General features: G+C 70.7%; 15 protein-coding genes and 3 pseudogenes. 14 read left to right on the top strand and 4 right to left on the bottom strand.

Translation table 11 applies throughout. The features are described 5' to 3' along the window. The first annotated feature begins 117 nt into the window (after positions 1-117). On the top strand, positions 118-270 hold the full coding sequence (locus ABZS51_RS04895) for a hypothetical protein (protein ID WP_355436414.1): 153 nt from the start codon (positions 118-120) through the stop codon (positions 268-270). A gap of 9 nt (positions 271-279) precedes the next feature. Here the strand turns inward: ABZS51_RS04895 and ABZS51_RS04890 are convergent, their stop codons facing one another. Beyond that, entirely contained in the window at positions 280-852 is a 573-nt protein-coding gene (locus ABZS51_RS04890; RefSeq protein ID WP_355436411.1) for a TetR/AcrR family transcriptional regulator, read from the bottom strand. 85 nt (positions 853-937) lie between these two features. Between ABZS51_RS04890 and ABZS51_RS04885 the strand changes: the two genes are divergently transcribed. The 6 genes and pseudogenes from ABZS51_RS04885 to ABZS51_RS04860 form a co-directional block, all read left to right on the top strand. After that, entirely contained in the window at positions 938-2869 is a 1932-nt protein-coding gene (locus ABZS51_RS04885) for a fumarylacetoacetate hydrolase family protein (protein WP_355436408.1), read from the top strand. Continuing rightward, positions 2866-3459 carry a DUF2867 domain-containing protein gene (locus ABZS51_RS04880; protein ID WP_355436404.1) on the top strand — a complete coding sequence of 198 codons (594 nt, stop codon included), beginning with the start codon at positions 2866-2868 and terminating at the stop codon, positions 3457-3459. The genes ABZS51_RS04885 and ABZS51_RS04880 overlap by 4 nt, the downstream gene beginning before the upstream one ends. Then, positions 3456-3881 carry a DUF6463 family protein gene (locus ABZS51_RS04875; protein WP_355436401.1) on the top strand — a complete coding sequence of 142 codons (426 nt, stop codon included), beginning with the start codon at positions 3456-3458 and terminating at the stop codon, positions 3879-3881. The genes ABZS51_RS04880 and ABZS51_RS04875 overlap by 4 nt, the downstream gene beginning before the upstream one ends. 65 nt (positions 3882-3946) lie before the next feature. Beyond that, positions 3947-4223, top strand: a pseudogene (locus ABZS51_RS04870) (ATP-dependent RecD-like DNA helicase); the annotation flags it as partial. A gap of 185 nt (positions 4224-4408) precedes the next feature. Continuing rightward, positions 4409-5634, top strand: a protein-coding gene (locus ABZS51_RS04865) for an IS3 family transposase (protein ID WP_355436398.1) whose coding sequence is annotated in 2 segments (ribosomal slippage) — positions 4409-4721 and positions 4721-5634 — 1227 coding nt in all. Because the reading frame shifts where the segments join, the coding sequence is not laid out codon by codon here. A gap of 12 nt (positions 5635-5646) precedes the next feature. After that, a pseudogene (locus ABZS51_RS04860) lies at positions 5647-6395 on the top strand (Tn3 family transposase); the annotation flags it as partial. Between the two features lie 196 nt (positions 6396-6591). Here the strand turns inward: ABZS51_RS04860 and ABZS51_RS04855 are convergent. Further along, complete coding sequence (locus ABZS51_RS04855; RefSeq protein WP_355436395.1) at positions 6592-7152, bottom strand: TetR/AcrR family transcriptional regulator; 561 nt, start codon at positions 7150-7152, stop codon at positions 6592-6594. Between the two features lie 116 nt (positions 7153-7268). Here ABZS51_RS04855 and ABZS51_RS04850 point away from each other — a divergent pair, with 116 nt between their 5' ends. The 5 genes and pseudogenes from ABZS51_RS04850 to ABZS51_RS04830 all read left to right on the top strand — a co-directional run bounded on the left by ABZS51_RS04850 (position 7269) and on the right by ABZS51_RS04830 (position 12204). After that, positions 7269-7952, top strand: a complete 684-nt coding sequence (locus ABZS51_RS04850) for an SDR family oxidoreductase (RefSeq protein ID WP_355436392.1) — start codon at positions 7269-7271, stop codon at positions 7950-7952. A gap of 370 nt (positions 7953-8322) precedes the next feature. Continuing rightward, positions 8323-9192 carry an alpha/beta hydrolase gene (locus ABZS51_RS04845; protein ID WP_355436389.1) on the top strand — a complete coding sequence of 290 codons (870 nt, stop codon included), beginning with the start codon at positions 8323-8325 and terminating at the stop codon, positions 9190-9192. A 115-nt stretch (positions 9193-9307) separates the two neighbouring features. Continuing rightward, positions 9308-10318 (top strand): NADP-dependent oxidoreductase, encoded by a 1011-nt coding sequence (locus ABZS51_RS04840; protein ID WP_355436386.1) that lies wholly within the window; start codon positions 9308-9310, stop codon positions 10316-10318. A 215-nt stretch (positions 10319-10533) separates the two neighbouring features. Further along, positions 10534-11034, top strand: a complete 501-nt coding sequence (locus ABZS51_RS04835) for a tyrosine-type recombinase/integrase (protein WP_355436384.1) — start codon at positions 10534-10536, stop codon at positions 11032-11034. Positions 11035-11260: 226 nt separating this feature from the next. Beyond that, positions 11261-12204, top strand: a pseudogene (locus tag ABZS51_RS04830) (IS5 family transposase). 173 nt (positions 12205-12377) lie between these two features. Here the strand turns inward: ABZS51_RS04830 and ABZS51_RS04825 are convergent. Beyond that, positions 12378-12875: a hypothetical protein gene (locus ABZS51_RS04825; protein WP_355436381.1), complete on the bottom strand. Its 498-nt coding sequence runs from the start codon at positions 12873-12875 to the stop codon at positions 12378-12380. Between the two features lie 18 nt (positions 12876-12893). Continuing rightward, positions 12894-13517, bottom strand: a complete 624-nt coding sequence (locus tag ABZS51_RS04820; protein WP_355436378.1) for a hypothetical protein — start codon at positions 13515-13517, stop codon at positions 12894-12896. On the opposite strand from ABZS51_RS04820, the gene ABZS51_RS04815 reads away from it, so the two are divergent. Together ABZS51_RS04815 and ABZS51_RS04810 are read left to right on the top strand one after the other, a co-directional pair. Further along, entirely contained in the window at positions 13500-14537 is a 1038-nt protein-coding gene (locus ABZS51_RS04815) for a tyrosine-type recombinase/integrase (protein WP_355436375.1), read from the top strand. The genes ABZS51_RS04820 and ABZS51_RS04815 overlap by 18 nt on opposite strands. A gap of 512 nt (positions 14538-15049) precedes the next feature. After that, positions 15050-15918: hypothetical protein (locus ABZS51_RS04810; protein WP_355436372.1), on the top strand; the 869-nt coding region annotated here is incomplete at its 3' end.

The following is a 15918-nucleotide window of genomic DNA, read 5'->3' as shown; positions in this document are numbered from 1 at the left end:
TCGTCCAACCCTGACGCCAGCGGCAAGGTCAAGCAGTTGCCCGCCCTGGCAACCGTAGAGGCGGGCGTGTGCCGCCGGATTCGTGTCCGTCGGGCTCAAACCGTGTGGGGGGATTGCGTGCCCTGGACGGACGCCGCCGACCGGCGCAAGGGCACCGTGCAGGACGAGACCGGTCGCCTGTGGGACGTGCTCTGGATGGCCCGTAGTGCGCTCGCGGGGATGCCACGTGCCCATCGCCGCACACCCGTCTCGCTCCACCAGGACACGTGATCCGCCCTGTCAGGTCTGTCCGAGGCCCGCCGGCAGCAGGGCGCGGATCGCGGCCTGCACGGCGTCCAGGTCCACTGCCTCCGGGGCGACCCGCCACTGGGCGTGGACGCCGATGACGGCCCCCACCAGCAGGACCGTGAACGCCTCGGGAGTGACGCCCGGGGGGAGCGCCTGCACCGGCAGCCGCGCCCGTACCGCCTGCCGCAGCGCCGCGTGCAGCCGCGCGTAGTGCTCGCGGATCGGGGAGTCCACCTCGACCGCCTCGGCGAGCAGGGTGATGAACAGGCGCGTCACCGGCAGGCGGATGAAGCCTATGGCCTGGGCGAGCGGGTCACCGGAGCGCTGCCCGGCGGGCTCGGCGACGCCGGTCACCACGCCGTGGACCTGCTCGTCGAGCACCGCCTCCAGCAGGCCGAGCTTGTTGCCGAAGTGCCAGGGGATGGAGCCGCGGCTGATGCCGGCCCTCTCGGCGATGTCGATGAAGCTCGTCTGCCGGTACCCCTTCTCGGCGAAGAGCTCGGCGGCGGCCGTCACCAGCAGCCGGCGGCTCTCCTCGGTCCTCTGGATACGTCGCGTGGCCATGCCGACCATCAAACCAGGTATGCCCGATGACAGACCCAATGCCGAGCGGTATAGCCTATGTCAGTCAACACAGAAGGAGGTTCTCATGCATTGGGTGACGTATGCGACGGACACCGGAGACCGCGCCGGGGTGATCGGCGAGGACCGGATCCATCCCGTCGCGCCGGGCGTCAGTCTGATCGAGCTCATCGGCCGGGGCGCGGAGGAGCTGCGGGCGGCGGGGGAGGAGGCCCTGGCGTCCCGGGCGCGGGCGGTGCCGCTGGCCGAGGCCAGGCTGCGCGCGCCGATCCCGCGCCCGCCCTCGGTGCGCGACTGCCTGTGCTTCCTGGACCACATGCGCAACTGCCGGCAGGCCGCCGGCCGGCCGCGCACGCTCGAGGACGCCTGGTACGAGATCCCGGCCTTCTACTTCGCCTGCCCCTCGACGGTCGTCGGCCCGTACGACGACGTGACGATCCCGCCCGGCAGCGCCTGGTTCGACTTCGAGCTGGAGATCGCCGCGGTCATCGGGCCGGGCGGCCGGGACCTCACGCCGGAACAGGCCGAGCGGCACATCATCGGCTACACCATCTACAACGACTGGTCGGCGCGCGACCTGCAGATGCGCGAGGCGCCGCTGGGGATCGGCCAGGCCAAGGGCAAGGACGGCGCGACCACGCTCGGCCCGTTCCTGGTGACCCCCGACGAGCTGGAGCCCTACTGCCGCGACGGCCGGCTCGCCCTGCGGGTGGAGGCCACCGTCAACGGCAGGACGGTCGGCACGGGCCGCACCGACGCCATGGACTGGAGCTTCGGCGAGGTCGTCTCCTACGCCTCGCGCGGCGTGGACCTGCTGCCCGGCGACGTGTTCGGCTCGGGCACCGTGCCCGGCTGCTGTCTTGTCGAGCACCTGTCGCTCGCCGAGCCGGCCGCCTTCCCCGGCTGGCTGCGCGACGGCGACGTCGTGGAGCTGACCGTCGAAGGGCTCGGCGGCACGCGCCAGAGCGTCCGCGCGTCCGCCGCGCCGTACCGGCTGGAGCCCCGGCACAACCCCGACAGACGGCCGGCGCGCCCGCGCGTCAACCGCGCCCCGTCGAAGCTGCCCTACACGCGCGGGCTGCACGAGGTCGGCGCGGGCGTGTGGGCCTGGCTGCTGCCCGACGGCGGCTACGGCTGGAGCAACGCCGGACTGGTCGCGGGGCAGGGCGCCTCCTTACTGGTCGACACCCTGTTCGACCTGCCGCTGACGGCCGAGATGCTCCACGCCATGCGCGTGGTCACCGGCCGCCACCCGCTCACCCACGCCGTCATCACGCACTCCAACGGCGACCACACCCACGGCAACCAGCTCCTGGGCGAGCGTGTCCGGGTCGTCGCAGCCGAGGCGACCTGCGCGGAGATGCGGCACGAGATGCCCCCGGAGATGCTGGCCGCCGCCCAGGTCGTGGACATGGGCCCGGTGACGCCGTACTTCCGCGAGCGTTTCGGCGCCTTCGACTTCGGCGGCATCCGCCTGCGGCTGCCCGACCTGACCTACGACGGGGAGCTCACCCTGGACGTCGGCGGCCGGGAGGTGCGCGTGACGAACCTCGGCCCCGCCCACACCGGCGCCGACTCCGTCGTGCACGTGCCCGACGCGGGCGTGCTGTTCGCGGGCGACCTGCTGTTCGTCGGCTGCACGCCGATCGTGTGGAGCGGCCCGATCGCCAACTGGATCGCCGCCTGCGACGCGATGCTCGCCACCGGCGCCGAGACGATCGTCCCGGGCCACGGCCCGGTCACCGACCCGGACGGGATCCGCGCGGTGCGCGGCTACCTGGCGCACGTGGTGGAGCAGGCCGACGCCGCCCACGCCCGCGGCCTGTCCTTCGCCGAGGCGGTCCAGGCCGTGGACCTCGGGGAGTACGCCGGCTGGCTGGACTCCGAGCGGATCGTGGTCAACCTCCACCGCCGCTACCGCGAGCTCGACCCTGCCGGCACACCCGAGCTGGGCCAGCTGACGCTGATGGCCATGATGGCGGAAAGGGCGCTCTCGTGAGACTGCCGATCAGCTCGTACACCTCCCAGCCCTGGCGCATCCACGAGTTCACCGGCGACTTCGCGGTCGAGGACGTCTGGTCGTTCCGCACGCCCGGAGCCGGTCCCGGCGACTTCCCGGCGATGCTCGCGGCGATGCGCGAGCACGGCGGGCTCGCTGAGATGCCCCAGCCGACGCAATTCCTGTTCGACCTGCGGTGGAAGCTCGGCGCACTGTTCGGCTGGGACAAGCCGGCGGCGGGCGTCGGCCGCCGGGTCTCCTCGCTGTGCGACCGCCTGCCCGACGACCTCCGCGAGGCTCCCCGCGGCCTGGACAACGACAACATGCCCCTCAAAGCGGTCTACGAGCTCGACACGGAGGCCGTGCGCGAGCTGGCGAACAAGACCGTGCACACCCTGATGCATCTGGGCTGGGTCGAGGGGGCGAACGGCGCGTACGAGCTGCGGATGGCCGTGCTGGTCAAGCCCAACGGACGGTTCGGGCGGCTCTACATGGCCGCCATCGCGCCGTTCCGCCACCTCATCGTCTACCCGGCCCTGACCCGCCGATGGGAACGGGCCTGGCTCGAGCACCAGAGGAGGTCACGATGAACGCCGGCAAGCGGCTGCTGCGCTGGGCGAGCGGCATCATGATCGCGCTGGGAGCCGGGCACCTGTCCCTGCTGGCGATGACCGCCTGGCAGGACGTCACCGGCTGGGCGGACCGGGGGATCTGGGCGGCCGTCCCGCTCGACCTGTCCGACGGGGGCGTCAAGACGGTGGCGTCGCTGCAGAACGCGGTCACCTTCTGGGCCGGTCCGGGAGGCTTCGCCGTACCCCTAATCCTCCTGGGGTGCCTGATCTGGCGCCTCGCGGGACGCGGGGTGGCCGTGCCCGCCTGGATCGGCTGGAGCCTGGCGGTGTGGTGCGTGCTGGGCGGAGTCCTGCTGGTGCCGTCCCCGTACTTCGCCGGGAGCGTCGCGGGGCTGCTCGTCGTCCTGGCGGCGCGGAAGGATCGGCCGGACCCGGCGTGAGGCTCGCCCGCGGCCAGCCTGCTCTACGCTGACTGCGACAAGGGCGGCGGGAAAGGGGATGTCGCGTGCAGGCCGGTGCCGATGCTCCACGCGCTGCTTCGCTGGACGCCGTCCTTGAACGCATCACCTACGCCAACGAGGAGACCGGCTACACGATCGCCCGGGTGGCCGCCGAGCGCACCGGCTCGGAGCTGCTGACCGTGGTCGGCCCTGCTGGGCGCCCAGGTGGGGGAGTCGCTGCGGCTGAGCGGACGCTGGACCTCCCACCCCCGCTACGGCCGCCAGTTCGAGGTGTGGTCCTACACCACCGTGCTGCCCGCCACCGTGCAGGGGATCCGCCGACGCCGGCCGCCTGATCAAGACGGTGGCGCCAGGCAACCGCACCACCACCTTCAAGGTGAACGCGGCCGGGGAAGTGTCTGAGCAGACCGACCCGATCGTCACCACCACCAACACCAGGGCGTTCCCCCTTGAATGTGGACACCTTGGAGTCTGGATCTTGAGGTCCAGGGGAAGAGATGCCACTGATGGTGATGAAGAACTACCCGCCCGAGTTCAAGGCCGACGCGGTGGCGTTGGTGTTGTCCCGGCCGGACCGGACAATCACGTCGATCGCGAGGGATCTGGGGATCAGTCGCGAGACGCTGCGGCTATGGGTGCGCGCTGCGCAAGCCCGCGGCGAGGGCAGGCAAGGCGCGGCCGGAGATGCCGCTGCTGGTAAGTCTGCTTCGTCTGGGCACCTACCCTCGGACGACGTGCTGGAAGAGGAGAACAAGCAGCTCAGGGCTCGGATTCGGGAGCTTGGGCAAGAGCGGGACATTCTGCGCAGGGCCGCGAAGCTTTTCGCGGGCGAGACGAACTGGTGAGCCGCTTTCAGTTCGTTGAGGACCACAAGGCGCTCTTGGGGGTGAAGCGGTTGTGCCGGGTACTGCAGGTGTCACGCTCAGGCTTCTACCGGTGGCTGAAGGACGCCGGTGCGCGGCTGGCCCGGCGCCAGGCCGACGAGCAACTGGCCGGGCGGATGCGGCGGATCCATGCTGAGCATGACGGCACCTACGGCTCGCCCCGGATGACGGCTGAGCTGCGGGCGGCCGGCCGCAAGGTCAACCACAAGCGGGTGGAGCGGGTGATGCGTGAGCACGGCATCGTCGGGCTGCATCTGCGCAAGAAGGTCCGCACCACCGTTCCCGAATCGGACACGGCACCGGTCCCTGACCTGCTCCAACGCGACTTCACAGCCGAGCAGCCGAACACCCGCTACGTCGGCGACATCACCTACCTGCCCGTCGGCGGCGGCACGTTCCTCTACCTGGCCACGGTCGTGGATCTGCACTCGCGCCGGCTGGTGGGCTGGTCCATCGCCGACCACATGCGCACCGAGCTCGTCGTCGACGCACTACAGGCCGCCGCGCACACCCGGGCCGGCCGCCTGGACGGTGCGCTCTTTCACAGCGACAACGGCGGGCAGTACTGCTCGCGGGAGTTCGCGCGAGCTTGTCGCAGGCTGGGGGTCACCCGCTCACGCGGCGCGGTCGGGACCAGCGCCGACAACGCGGCGGCCGAATCGTTCAACGCGACCCTCAAACGCGAAACGCTGCAGGGCGCGCACCGCTGGCCCGACGCCCGCACCGCCCGCCTGGCCGTGTTCCGCTGGATCACCCGATACAACACGGTCAGACGGCACTCCCGGCTCGGCCAGCTCAGCCCGATCGTCTACGAGAAGACGGCAGATAGCCTGAAGGCTGCCGCCTGAGATCGGTGTCCACACTCAGGGGAAAGGCCCTTTGGGATCTTCTCGATGCTCGGCTATCGGTTCGCGCCACGCTTCGCCGACCTGGGCGACCAGAGGTTCTGGCGGGCCGAGCTGCCCGACGGCACGACGCCGGCGTACGGCCCGCTGGAGGCGATCGCCCGCAACAAGCTCAACCGGCAGAAGATCCACGCCCAATGGTCGGACGTGCTCCGGGTCGCCGGATCGCTGGTGACCAACCAGGTCCGCGCCTATGACCTGCTGCGCATGTTCGCCAGGGGCGGGCGTCCGACCCCGATGGGGCAGGCGTTCGCCGAGTACGGCCGCATCGACAAGACCCTGCACCTGCTGTCCATCCTGGACCCGATCGACGACACCTACCGGCGCAAGCTCAACAAGCAGCTCACCGTGCAGGAGTCGCGGCATCGGCTGGCCCGCAAGATCTGCCACGGCGCGAGCGGAAGATCCGGAAGGCCTATCGGGAAGGCCAGGAGGATCAGCTCGCCGCACTCGTTCTGGTCGTCAACGCGGTGGCGCTGTGGAACTCCAGATACCTGTCGGCCGCCGTCGACCAGTTGCGGGCCCAGGGCGTGCCGGTCAAGGATGAGGACGCCGCCCGGCTCAGCCCGCTCGGGCACGCCCACGTCAACGTCCTGGGCCGTTATGCCATCTCCTCCTCCGCCCCGGCCGAGGGGCTGCGGCAGCTCGGCGAGATTCCCGACCTGTCCGAGGAGGAGGGCGGAGTGGATGAGGAGGGCGGGTAGAGCCAGGGCTTGTACGGCGGGGCCGCTGTTCGTCCCCCGGGATTCGGCGAAACGTCCGCGGTGGGCGGGCCCGGGCTCAGGGGGCAGGGGCCACCATCCGGGTGAGGATCTTCGCGTCCACCGGGCCGGGTTTCTTCGCTGCGGCTGGCGCGGGGCCGAGACGCCCCCAGGTTGGCGTCTGGGGTGTTGTACCCGTTCAGCTGGTCGGCGTCAGGGCGGTGCGGGCGGTGGCGAGGATCTCCTCTGACAGGGGGAAGTCCTTGGTGGCGCGGGCCAGGACGAGCGCGCCGAGCAGGGTGCACAGCCGGGTGAGGCCGTCCTGGTCGTCGGTCGCGAGCCAGTCGGCGAACGCGATGACGCCCTCGGTGTAGACGCGGTGGGCCTCGGGGACGCCGCTTTCGCGGGCCATGTCACTGGCGAGTCCGGCGACGGGGCAGCCGTCGGCGGCGTCGTCGCGGTGGTCCACGGACAGGTAGGCGTCGATGAACGCCTGCTGGGCAGCCTCAGGGTGTCCGGCGTGCCGGTCGAGCGCGGCGGTGTGGCGCTGGGCGAGTTCCTCGAAGGCGTGCGTGGTGGCTTCGTCGATGAGTGCCTCTTTGGCGGCGAACTGCTTGTAGAAGCCGCCGTGGGTCAGCCCGGCCGCCTTCATGAGGTCGGCGACGCTGACCTGGGTGCCCTGCTCGCGGAAGAGCCGGGAGGCGGTCTCCACGATCCGCCTGCGATTCTCCTGAGCTTGCTCTCGCGACACGCGGCCCATCAGCCACCCCCCTGATTTGGATGTCGGTTGACATCTATCATACCTTGAGCTTTAGATTATAGACATAATCTAATTGTGCGGGGCTTGCACGAGCCCCGCGACGTCAGGAGCAGGACATGGAACTCAAGAACGCGGTCGCCGTAGTCACCGGTGCCAACCGTGGACTGGGCCGCGAACTGGCCGCCCAGCTTCTCCGGAACGGAGCCAAGGTGTACGCGGCGGCCCGCCGCCCAGAAAGCGTGGACCTCGACGGTGCCGTCCCGCTGCGCCTGGACGTGACCGACGCCGAATCGATTCGCGCCGCGGCACTGATCGCCTCCGACGCGACGCTGCTGGTCAACAACGCCGGGATCTCCACCGGCACGCCGCTGATCGCCGGCACTCCAGAGGCGGTACGGCTGGAGATGGAGACGAACTTCTTCGGCCCGCTCGCCGTGACCCGGGCCTTCGCCCCGGTCATCGAGGGCAACGGCGGCGGCGCCGTACTCAACGTCCTGTCCGTGCTGTCGTGGTGGCACCCGGCCGGCTCCGGGGCGTACGCGGCGGCCAAGGCCGCCGCCTGGGCGCAGAGCAACGCGATCCGCGAGGAACTCGCCCCCCGCGGCATTACCGTCTCGGCCCTGCACGTCGGGCTCATGAACACCGACATGGCCGCCGGCATCCCGGCCGACAAAGCCGACCCCGCCGACGTCGCCACCCAGGTCCTGGACGGCATCGCGAACGGACTGCCCGAGATCCTCGCCGACGAGACCACCCGCAACGTCAAGCAGAGCCTGGCCACCACGCCGGCCGCGGCCTGAAGAGAAGACACGAAGATGAAGGCCCTCATGGTCGAGCGCTACGGCAACGAGAGCGGCGTCCACCTCGGTGAGGTGCCGACCTCGGGCGCCGGCTCACTGACTCCAAGGCCACCTCCGAGGTGCACCCATGCCGGAGGGGCCAGCACTCCTTCATCCTCGCGCCGGGACACGCGCCCGAAGCGGACCAGGTGATCCGGCAGATGGGTCAGTGGCTGCGCCGACACCTCGGCACCTGAACAGCCGCCACGAGGCGTCTTCGACCGGAAAGCGCCGGCCTGCATCGGGGCAAGGCCCGGGAGAGCAGGCGAGGCCGTCATCACGATGACCCCAAGGAAACAGTCCTGGCAGGACTATCGGAAAGGACCTGGCCATGAGTGCAGCGCAGAACTCGCATGCCCACGAAGCACTGTTGTTCAAGGACGCGCCGACCCGCTCGGTTCCCATCGACGGCGTGCCGTTCGTCTACCGCGAGATCGGTCCCGACGCCGGTGTGCCGTTGATCATGCTGCATCACCTGTCCGCGGTTCTGGACAACTGGGACCCGCGCGTCGTCGACGGCCTCGCCGCCCGGCGCCGCGTGATCACCTTCGACAACCGTGGCGTCGGCGCGTCAGGCGGCTCCACCCCGGCCACGATCGAGGCGATGGCCGACGACGCGGTCCAGTTCATCGACGCCCTCGGCCTCGACCGCGTCGACCTGCTCGGCCTGTCGATGGGCGGGTTCATCGCCCAGGTCATCGCCGAACGCCACCCGCGCCTGATCCGCAAGATCATCCTCGCGGGCACCGGACCCGCGGGAGGCCCCGGAATCAACAAGGTCACCGGGCTCACCCTAAGCGTCATCCTGAAGAGCGTCCTGACCCGTCAGGACCCCAAGCAGTTCCTGTTCTTCACCAACTCCGCCCACGGCCGGCGGGAGGCGCGCGCCTTCCTGGAGCGGCTGAAGGAACGCACCCGCGACCGCGATAGGAACATCTCCCTATTCTCGTTCGCCGCCCAGTTGAAAGCCATCCGCCGCTGGGGCGACCAGACGCCGTCCGACCTGTCGGTCATCGCCCATCCCGCGCTCCTCGCCAACGGCGAGGACGACCGCATGGTGCCCAGCCCGAACACCCTCGACCTCGCCCGGCGGCTGCCGAACAGCGAGCTGATCCCGCCCTACCGCGACGCCGGACACGGAGGGATCTTCCAATACCACGACGAGTTCGTCGCCTCCGCGCTCCGCTTCCTCCAAGCCTGAGTTCGGTTCTTCCCCACCCAGGGCGGTGCGGGGTTGTCAGGGGCCGTGCGGCCCGCGCCGGGCCCGCCGACCGGCGGGAATCCGATCGAGAAACAATCACTGAAGGCTGGATGAGATGAAGGCATTCGTCGTCGAGAAGTACGGCAAGGACGGTCTGCGCGCCGCTGAGGCGCCCGTGCCCACCGTCGGGGATCGCGACGTGCTGGTCCGGGTGAGCGCCAGCAGCATCAACCCGTTGGACAAGATGGTCCGCGACGGGGAGTTCAAGCAGCTCCTCAAGTACAAGACCCCGTTCGTGCTCGGCCACGACGTGGCCGGAGTCATCGAGCGCGTCGGCCCCGCGGTACGCGGCTTCCAGGTCGGTGACGAGGTCTACGCCCGCCCGCGGGACCTGCGGATCGGTGGCTTCGCCGAATACATCGCGATCGACCAGGACGACGTCGCGCCCAAGCCGGCCTCGCTGTCCGCGCAGGAGGCGGCCGCGGTGCCGCTGGTGGCGCTGGCGGCCTGGCAGATGCTCGTCGACCGCGCGAAGGTGCGGCCCGGGCAGAAGGTGCTGATCCACGCCGGCGCGGGCGGCCTCGGATCGACCGTCATCCAGCTCGCCAGGCACCTCGGCGCGACCGTGGCGACGACCACGAACACCGCCACCATGGAGCTGGTGAAGAGCCTGGGCGCCGATCTCGTCTTCGACTACACCAAGGAGGACTTCTCCGCGCAGCTGTCCGGCTACGACCTGGTCGTGGACTCCCTCGGCGGGACCAACCTCGACAAATCGCTGACTGTCCTCAAGCCCGGCGGCCTGGCCATCAGCGTCGTCGGCCCGCCCGACGCCCAATTCGCCAAGCAGCTACGCGCCCCATCGTTCCTGGGCGTCGTCATGAACGTGCTCAGCCGCAAGGTCCGCAAACAGGCGAAAGCCCTGGGCGTGCGCTACGAGTTCTTCTTCATGCGGGCCAGCGGCTCCCAGCTGCGCCAGCTCGGCGCCCTCTACGACAGCGGGAAGCTCCGCCCCGTCATCGACCGGGTCTTCCCTTTCGACCAGACGATCGAGGCGATGGCGCACGTCGAGCAGGGCCGCACCAAGGCCGGCAAGGTCGTCATCTCCCTGGACCCCACTACATGATCAAAATCGGCGACCGCAACCAGACCACCACGCCGCGCAGAGCCAGATCGCCACGCCCAACCGGCCCATTGAGGCCATCAACGGCATCACCTAACCGCTACCGCCGTTTCGGCAGCCTTCTTTCCAGTACCCCGGTCGAATTCGGTGCCGAGGCAGCACCTTCCCCCGGCGGCTGACCGGGCCAGTTCATCCGCCGGCCGCGAAAAGACCTCCGGTTGGACCGGCTGCGCGACCGGGTGCTGTTCGAGACCGCCTACGTCTGCGGCGCCCGCGCCTCCGAAGCGTGCGGCCTGCACGTCGAAGACCTCGACCTGCGCCTGGACGACGAACACGTCCGCATCCAGGGCAAAGGCGGCAGCGTGCGCACCGTGCTGCTCGACGATCGCGGCCACGTCACCCTGCTCAAGCTCTACCTGGCCCGCACCGGCTACACCAGCGGGCCGCTGTTCCGGGCCAGTATCAACGGCTCTGGTGGCCCGCTGTCCTACGACGCTGCCCAGCACCGGTGGGAGACCTACTGCGCCGCCGCCGGCGTTGAGATCGACGTCCACCAGCTCCGGCACGCCCACGCCACCGAACTCATCAACGCCGGCGTCTCCATCGATGCCGTCCGCCGCCGCCTCGGCCACGCCTCCACCGAAACCACCCAGCTCTACAACCCTGCTCGCCGACGACGTCGCCGACGCCGAAATCCGCGCCGCCCGCCGCCGCCGTGACCGGGGAATCCGCTGACCTGCGGTTCGCTCCTTCACGTCACCGCCCAGCGAATAGGGCTCCCGAACCATACGACAACGCCGCTGAGGCCTCCAGAGAAGTTACTCGCGGGTACCGCCAACGGCTGTCCGCAGGTTCCTCAACCCCGGGTCTGAGCTGACGGTGGCGGCTAGGAGCTGTTTCTTAGATCTGCTGACGGTGTGCGCCTGGCTTGTCACTCTTTGGCGTATGGGTCGTGGCGATCTGACGAATGCCGAGTGGGAGCGGTTGGTGCCGTTACTGCCAGTCGGTGGCCTGCGTGGTGGCCGATGGAACGATCATCGGATGGTGATCAACGGCGTGCTGTATCGGGCGCATACCGGGTTGCCGTGGCGTGACCTACCGGAGCGTTTCGGGTCGTGGGTGACCGTCTACAAGCGGCATCGCCGCTGGTCGGCTGACGGGACGTGGCAACGGCTGCTGACAGCGATCCAGGCGGCTCAAGACGAGCAGGGGCGGGTGGACTGGGAGGTGTCGGTGGACTCGACGACCGTGCGAGCGCACCAGCACGCGGCCGGCGCACTCCGCGCGGCTCCGCCACCTCCGCCGTCGCCGGGGCGGCAAAAGAGGGACCGGGCGGGGACAAACGGGGGCGATCCGGTGCTGGCCACTCTGGCGGCCCGGCTGGCGGAGGTGGTGCAACTGGGGAGTGCTTAGGACGTTCACGCGGCGGGTTCACCACAAAGATCCACCTGTCGGCCGAGGGGCGGTGCCGTCCGCTGTCGCTGGTGCTGACGCCCGGCCACTACGGTGACAGCCCGCAGATGCGAGCGGTCCTGGAACGGATACGCATCCCGCGGATCGGGCCGGGACGCCCTCGCACACGGCCTGACAGCATGTCGGGCGACAAGGCCTACTCCTCCCGCGCCAACCGAAGCTACCTGCGCAGACGCAAGATCCGCCACACCATCCCCGAACCTCGTGACCAACAGGCCAACCGGCGCAGGCGCGGCTCGAGGGGAGGACGCCCGACCGGCTTCGACGCCGATCGCTACAACAAACGCAACGTCGTCGAGCGGGCGATCAACCGGCTCAAGAACTTCCGCGCGGTGGCCACCCGCTACGACAAACGCGCCTACATCTTCCTGGGAACCGTCACCGTCGCCGCGTTGGCTATCTGGCTCCGGACCTGATCCAGGAAACAGCTCCTAGATGATCTACCGCGCGCACGGTCCGTACACAAGACCGACCAGCGAGCAACAAATCGTGCTCAACAACGAGCACAGCCGGCGAAATGCGAGAGCTCCCAGGTCGAACGCGTCTTGGTGAGTAGGGGCGGGTGGGGCTTGAACCCACGACCCACGGATTACGAGTCCGATATTGCTGGCGGCTTTGCCGTGACGCCGTAAGGTGCCTCTGTTTCGACCTGATCAGACGGGCGGCGGGATTGCTGCTCGCGCAGGAGCGCCTGGGCGACGGCGGCGGCCGTGACGGCCTCCTCACGTTGCTGCTGGGCGCCTTCCAGCGCGCTGGCGAGGTTGGCGAGTTCGTCGCGCAGCCGCTCGGTCTCGCCGAGGGCCGCAACTCTGGCTTGGTCCGAGAGGGTGCGGGCTTGCTCGGCCACGGCAGCCATGGCGACTGCTTGTTCGCACCGCTGACGTTCGGTGGCCAGCGCCTGGCGTAGCCGGTCGGTCTCCTGGGCGTGCGCTGCGGCGCTGCCGTGGGCCTGGTCGCGTTCCTGCTCGGTCCTCCGGGTCCGGACTTCCTGCTCCTGCAGTCGGCGACGAAGGTCAGCAAGCTCGCGCTGGTGATCGTCGGCCTGCTGTTCCAGTTCGGTGATGCGAGCGGTCGCGGCGGCGTGCAACTCGGTGAGCTCGGTGGATCACCGGCGGGCGGCATCGCGGTCCCGCTCGGCCTGGCGCTGCCGGTCGGCGGCGTCGGCGGCGAGGTGCTCGGGCTGGGCACGTGCGTTCTGGTGCTCGCCGACCTGGCGCCAGGCGTCCTGCTCGCGTTCCTCGGCACGGTCACGCGCGGACTCGGCCTGGGCGCGCGACTGCTCAGCCGTGGCGATCCGGGCTGCGGCGGTGTCGGCCGCGGCGGCGGCGCGGGCTTCCTCGGCGGCCTGTTCTGCCGCCTCTACCTGCGCCAGTGCGCCGCTGCTCAGCTCGGCCAGCTGGTTGCGCAACGCCTCCTGGGCGGCCTGCCACTGCTCGCCGGCCGCGAGCAGCGGCGCGATCAGGTCCTGAGCGCGCAGCAGCGCGTTGGCCACGGGGGAGGCGTGCGCGGTGGTGCGCGCCCGGTAGGCGGCCGCCCGGCAGGCGTCGCTGCAGTACTTGGCGCGGCTGCTGCGCCCGGGCAGGGCCTTGGCGCGGCCCGGGCCGGCACACCGCAGCTGCTCGGTCGAGCCGATCGTCCCGCTATCGACCCCTCCCTTATCGCGGGTCAGACTCGTCCCGCCGGACCGCCACCGGAAGGAGACGAACCGGGCATGAGCGTGGACGGGCACATCGTGTCGGCGGGGGAGTGGCGGCCCATTTCCGGGCCGCCGGAAAATACCGAGTCGCACACCGCCGCCGACCACGCGCTCAGCGAGCACACCAGCCGCCTGATCGCCGACGGCGTGCCGGCCAACACCCGCCGCGCCTACGCCCGGCAATGGGCCGCCTTTGTCGCCTGGTGCACCACCCACGGCCGGCTCGCGCTGCCCGCCACCGACGCCACCCTGGCCGAATACACCGCCGCGCTGTGCGCCGCCGGGCAGGCCCCCGCCAGCATCGAGCAGGCGCTGGCCGCGGTGCGCACCATGCACCGGCTGTCCGGCCACCTCGGCCGGCCCGGCACCGAGGCCGCCCGGCTGGCGCTGCGCGCCTACAAGCGCCGCCGCGCCGCCGTCGGCGGCGGCGGCCAGCGCGAGGCCCCGCCGATCACCATCGACGCGCTGCGCGCCATGGTCGCCGCCTGCGACCTTGGCACGACTCGGGGGCTGCGCGACCGGCTGCTGCTCGTGCTCGGCCTGGCGCTGATGGGCCGGCGCAGCGAACTGGTCGCGCTCACCCGCGACGACGTGCGCGAGGTCGCCGCCGGCCTGGAGGTCACCGTCCGCACCTCCAAGACCGACAAGGACTCACGCGGCGAGACCATCGCCATTCCGCGCGGCAGCCACCCGCTGACCGACCCGGTCGCCGCCTGGCGCGACTGGCTGACCGCCCTTGAGCGGGCCGGACAGCTCGGCGGCCGGCTGCTGCGCCGGGTTAACCGGCACGGCGGCGTCGGCCCCTCGCTCGGCGCCGACGCGGTCAACGTCATCGTCCGCGACCTGGCCGTGCGGGCCGGCGTCCCCGCGGCCGAGACGGTCACCGCGCACAGCCTGCGCGCCGGCGGCGCCACCGTCGCCTACGCCGCCGGCGTCCCGGTCGCCGTCATCGCCAAGCACGGCCGCTGGGCCCCCGCCTCCCCGGTGGTGCTGCGCTACATCCGGGCAGTCGATCGCTGGCGGGACAACGCCATGCGCAACGTCGGCCTGTGACGAGCGGGAACGCGACACTGACGCTGGCTGGCACGACCTACTGACATCCCATGGCAAAACCGCAGGTCAGGTCGAGAGACTGGTTGCCAGTGCGTGGCAGATTGCCACGATCCGTCAGTAGAGGGCGATCGCGGACCCGCGGGGCCACGACCGCCGGGAACGCATCGATCCGCCCCACGGAGCCGAGCGCGAGCCAGCGGGTATGCCTTGAGCTGGGAGAACGGGATTCTCGACACGGTTTCGAGCCCGCGGCCGGACCGGACTAGTGATCTTGCTGACGTGAGGTGGCATCTCCACTGACAGTCGCTGGCATTGTCGCAGGACAACTTCGTGGCAATCCGCAGCTTCGGCAATCCGCACCCGACACCGCCACTCGGTCATCACGTTGGCCGTCCAGGCAAAACTTGCGGGAATTCTGCATTCCCGCAAGTTACTGGGGAGCCGCTGTGACGCAACGGATCTGAATTTCTGATTTGTATTTTCTGGAAAATCAAAAATGATAGGGTGCTGCCGTGACCGTGGAGACCGGCGTGGTGACGCCGTGCAAGCACTGTGGGGCGCCGATCGAGCAGCGGCGGGGGAGAGGGCGGCCGAAGGCGTACTGTCCCGAAAGTGACTGCCAGGCCGCCGCCAAGCGGGAGCGGGAGCTGCGGCGCGCCACCCCTGGACTGGAGGGCGCGCTGGCCAGGGCCGAGCAGTTGTACGAGCGGATGGAGAACGGGCTCGCCGCCGCCATCGAGCCGCTCGCGCACGCGCTCGCGCAGGAGCTGAGTCCCGCCGGGGTGGAGGCGAAGCTGAGCGCAGTGCAGGCCGAGGCGCACACCCGGGTGGCGGTGGCGCGTGCCGAGCGGGAGCAGGCGTTCGAGCAGGTACGGCTGGCGCGTGAGGCGGCCGAGCACGCGCGCCGGGAGGCGGCGCAGATGCGGCTGCGGGTCGAGGAGGCCGAGGCGGAGCGCGACACCGCGCTCGGCGACGCCGAACAGGCACGCGAGCAGGCCCTCGCCGCGCTGCGGGAGGCGGCCAGCACCGAGCGGCAGGCGTTGCAGAGCGCCGAGGAGGCCGCCCGCCGGGCCGAGCTGGCCGAGCGGCGGGCGGAGGAGGCGGACGGCCGGGCCGAGCAGGCTGAACGGGCCCGTGCCCAGGCGGCTCGGGAGCTGGCCGAACGGGTGGAGGCCGCCGAGGTCCGTACGAGCGAGGCGCTGGAGCAGGCCGTACAAGCCGGTGCTGAAGCGGAGCTGGCGCGGGCCGAACGGGATCAGGCGCGGCAGGAGGTGGCCGCGGCGGTGCAGGCCCGGCAGGAGGCCGAGCGTGACGTGGCGGCGGCGCGGGCGCGGGCGGAGGCGGCCGAGCAGGAGCGGGACCGGGCGCTCGCGCGGGCGCA

Source organism: Nonomuraea sp. NPDC005501, from assembly GCF_040605905.1.
Taxonomy (GTDB): domain Bacteria; phylum Actinomycetota; class Actinomycetes; order Streptosporangiales; family Streptosporangiaceae; genus Nonomuraea.
This window is presented reverse-complemented; position numbering and strand designations above follow the sequence as displayed.

What these genes read in the sequence shown, in the direction of transcription:
- ABZS51_RS04890 (WP_355436411.1), bottom strand. Translation starts at nt 852, where the DNA reads ATGGCCACGCGACGTATCCAGAGGACCGAGGAGAGCCGCCGGCTGCTG.
- ABZS51_RS04885 (WP_355436408.1), top strand. Translation starts at nt 938, where the DNA reads ATGCATTGGGTGACGTATGCGACGGACACCGGAGACCGCGCCGGGGTG.
- ABZS51_RS04875 (WP_355436401.1), top strand. Translation starts at nt 3,456, where the DNA reads ATGAACGCCGGCAAGCGGCTGCTGCGCTGGGCGAGCGGCATCATGATC.
- ABZS51_RS04855 (WP_355436395.1), bottom strand. Translation starts at nt 7,152, where the DNA reads ATGGGCCGCGTGTCGCGAGAGCAAGCTCAGGAGAATCGCAGGCGGATC.
- ABZS51_RS04850 (WP_355436392.1), top strand. Translation starts at nt 7,269, where the DNA reads ATGGAACTCAAGAACGCGGTCGCCGTAGTCACCGGTGCCAACCGTGGA.
- ABZS51_RS04845 (WP_355436389.1), top strand. Translation starts at nt 8,323, where the DNA reads ATGAGTGCAGCGCAGAACTCGCATGCCCACGAAGCACTGTTGTTCAAG.
- ABZS51_RS04840 (WP_355436386.1), top strand. Translation starts at nt 9,308, where the DNA reads ATGAAGGCATTCGTCGTCGAGAAGTACGGCAAGGACGGTCTGCGCGCC.
- ABZS51_RS04815 (WP_355436375.1), top strand. Translation starts at nt 13,500, where the DNA reads ATGAGCGTGGACGGGCACATCGTGTCGGCGGGGGAGTGGCGGCCCATT.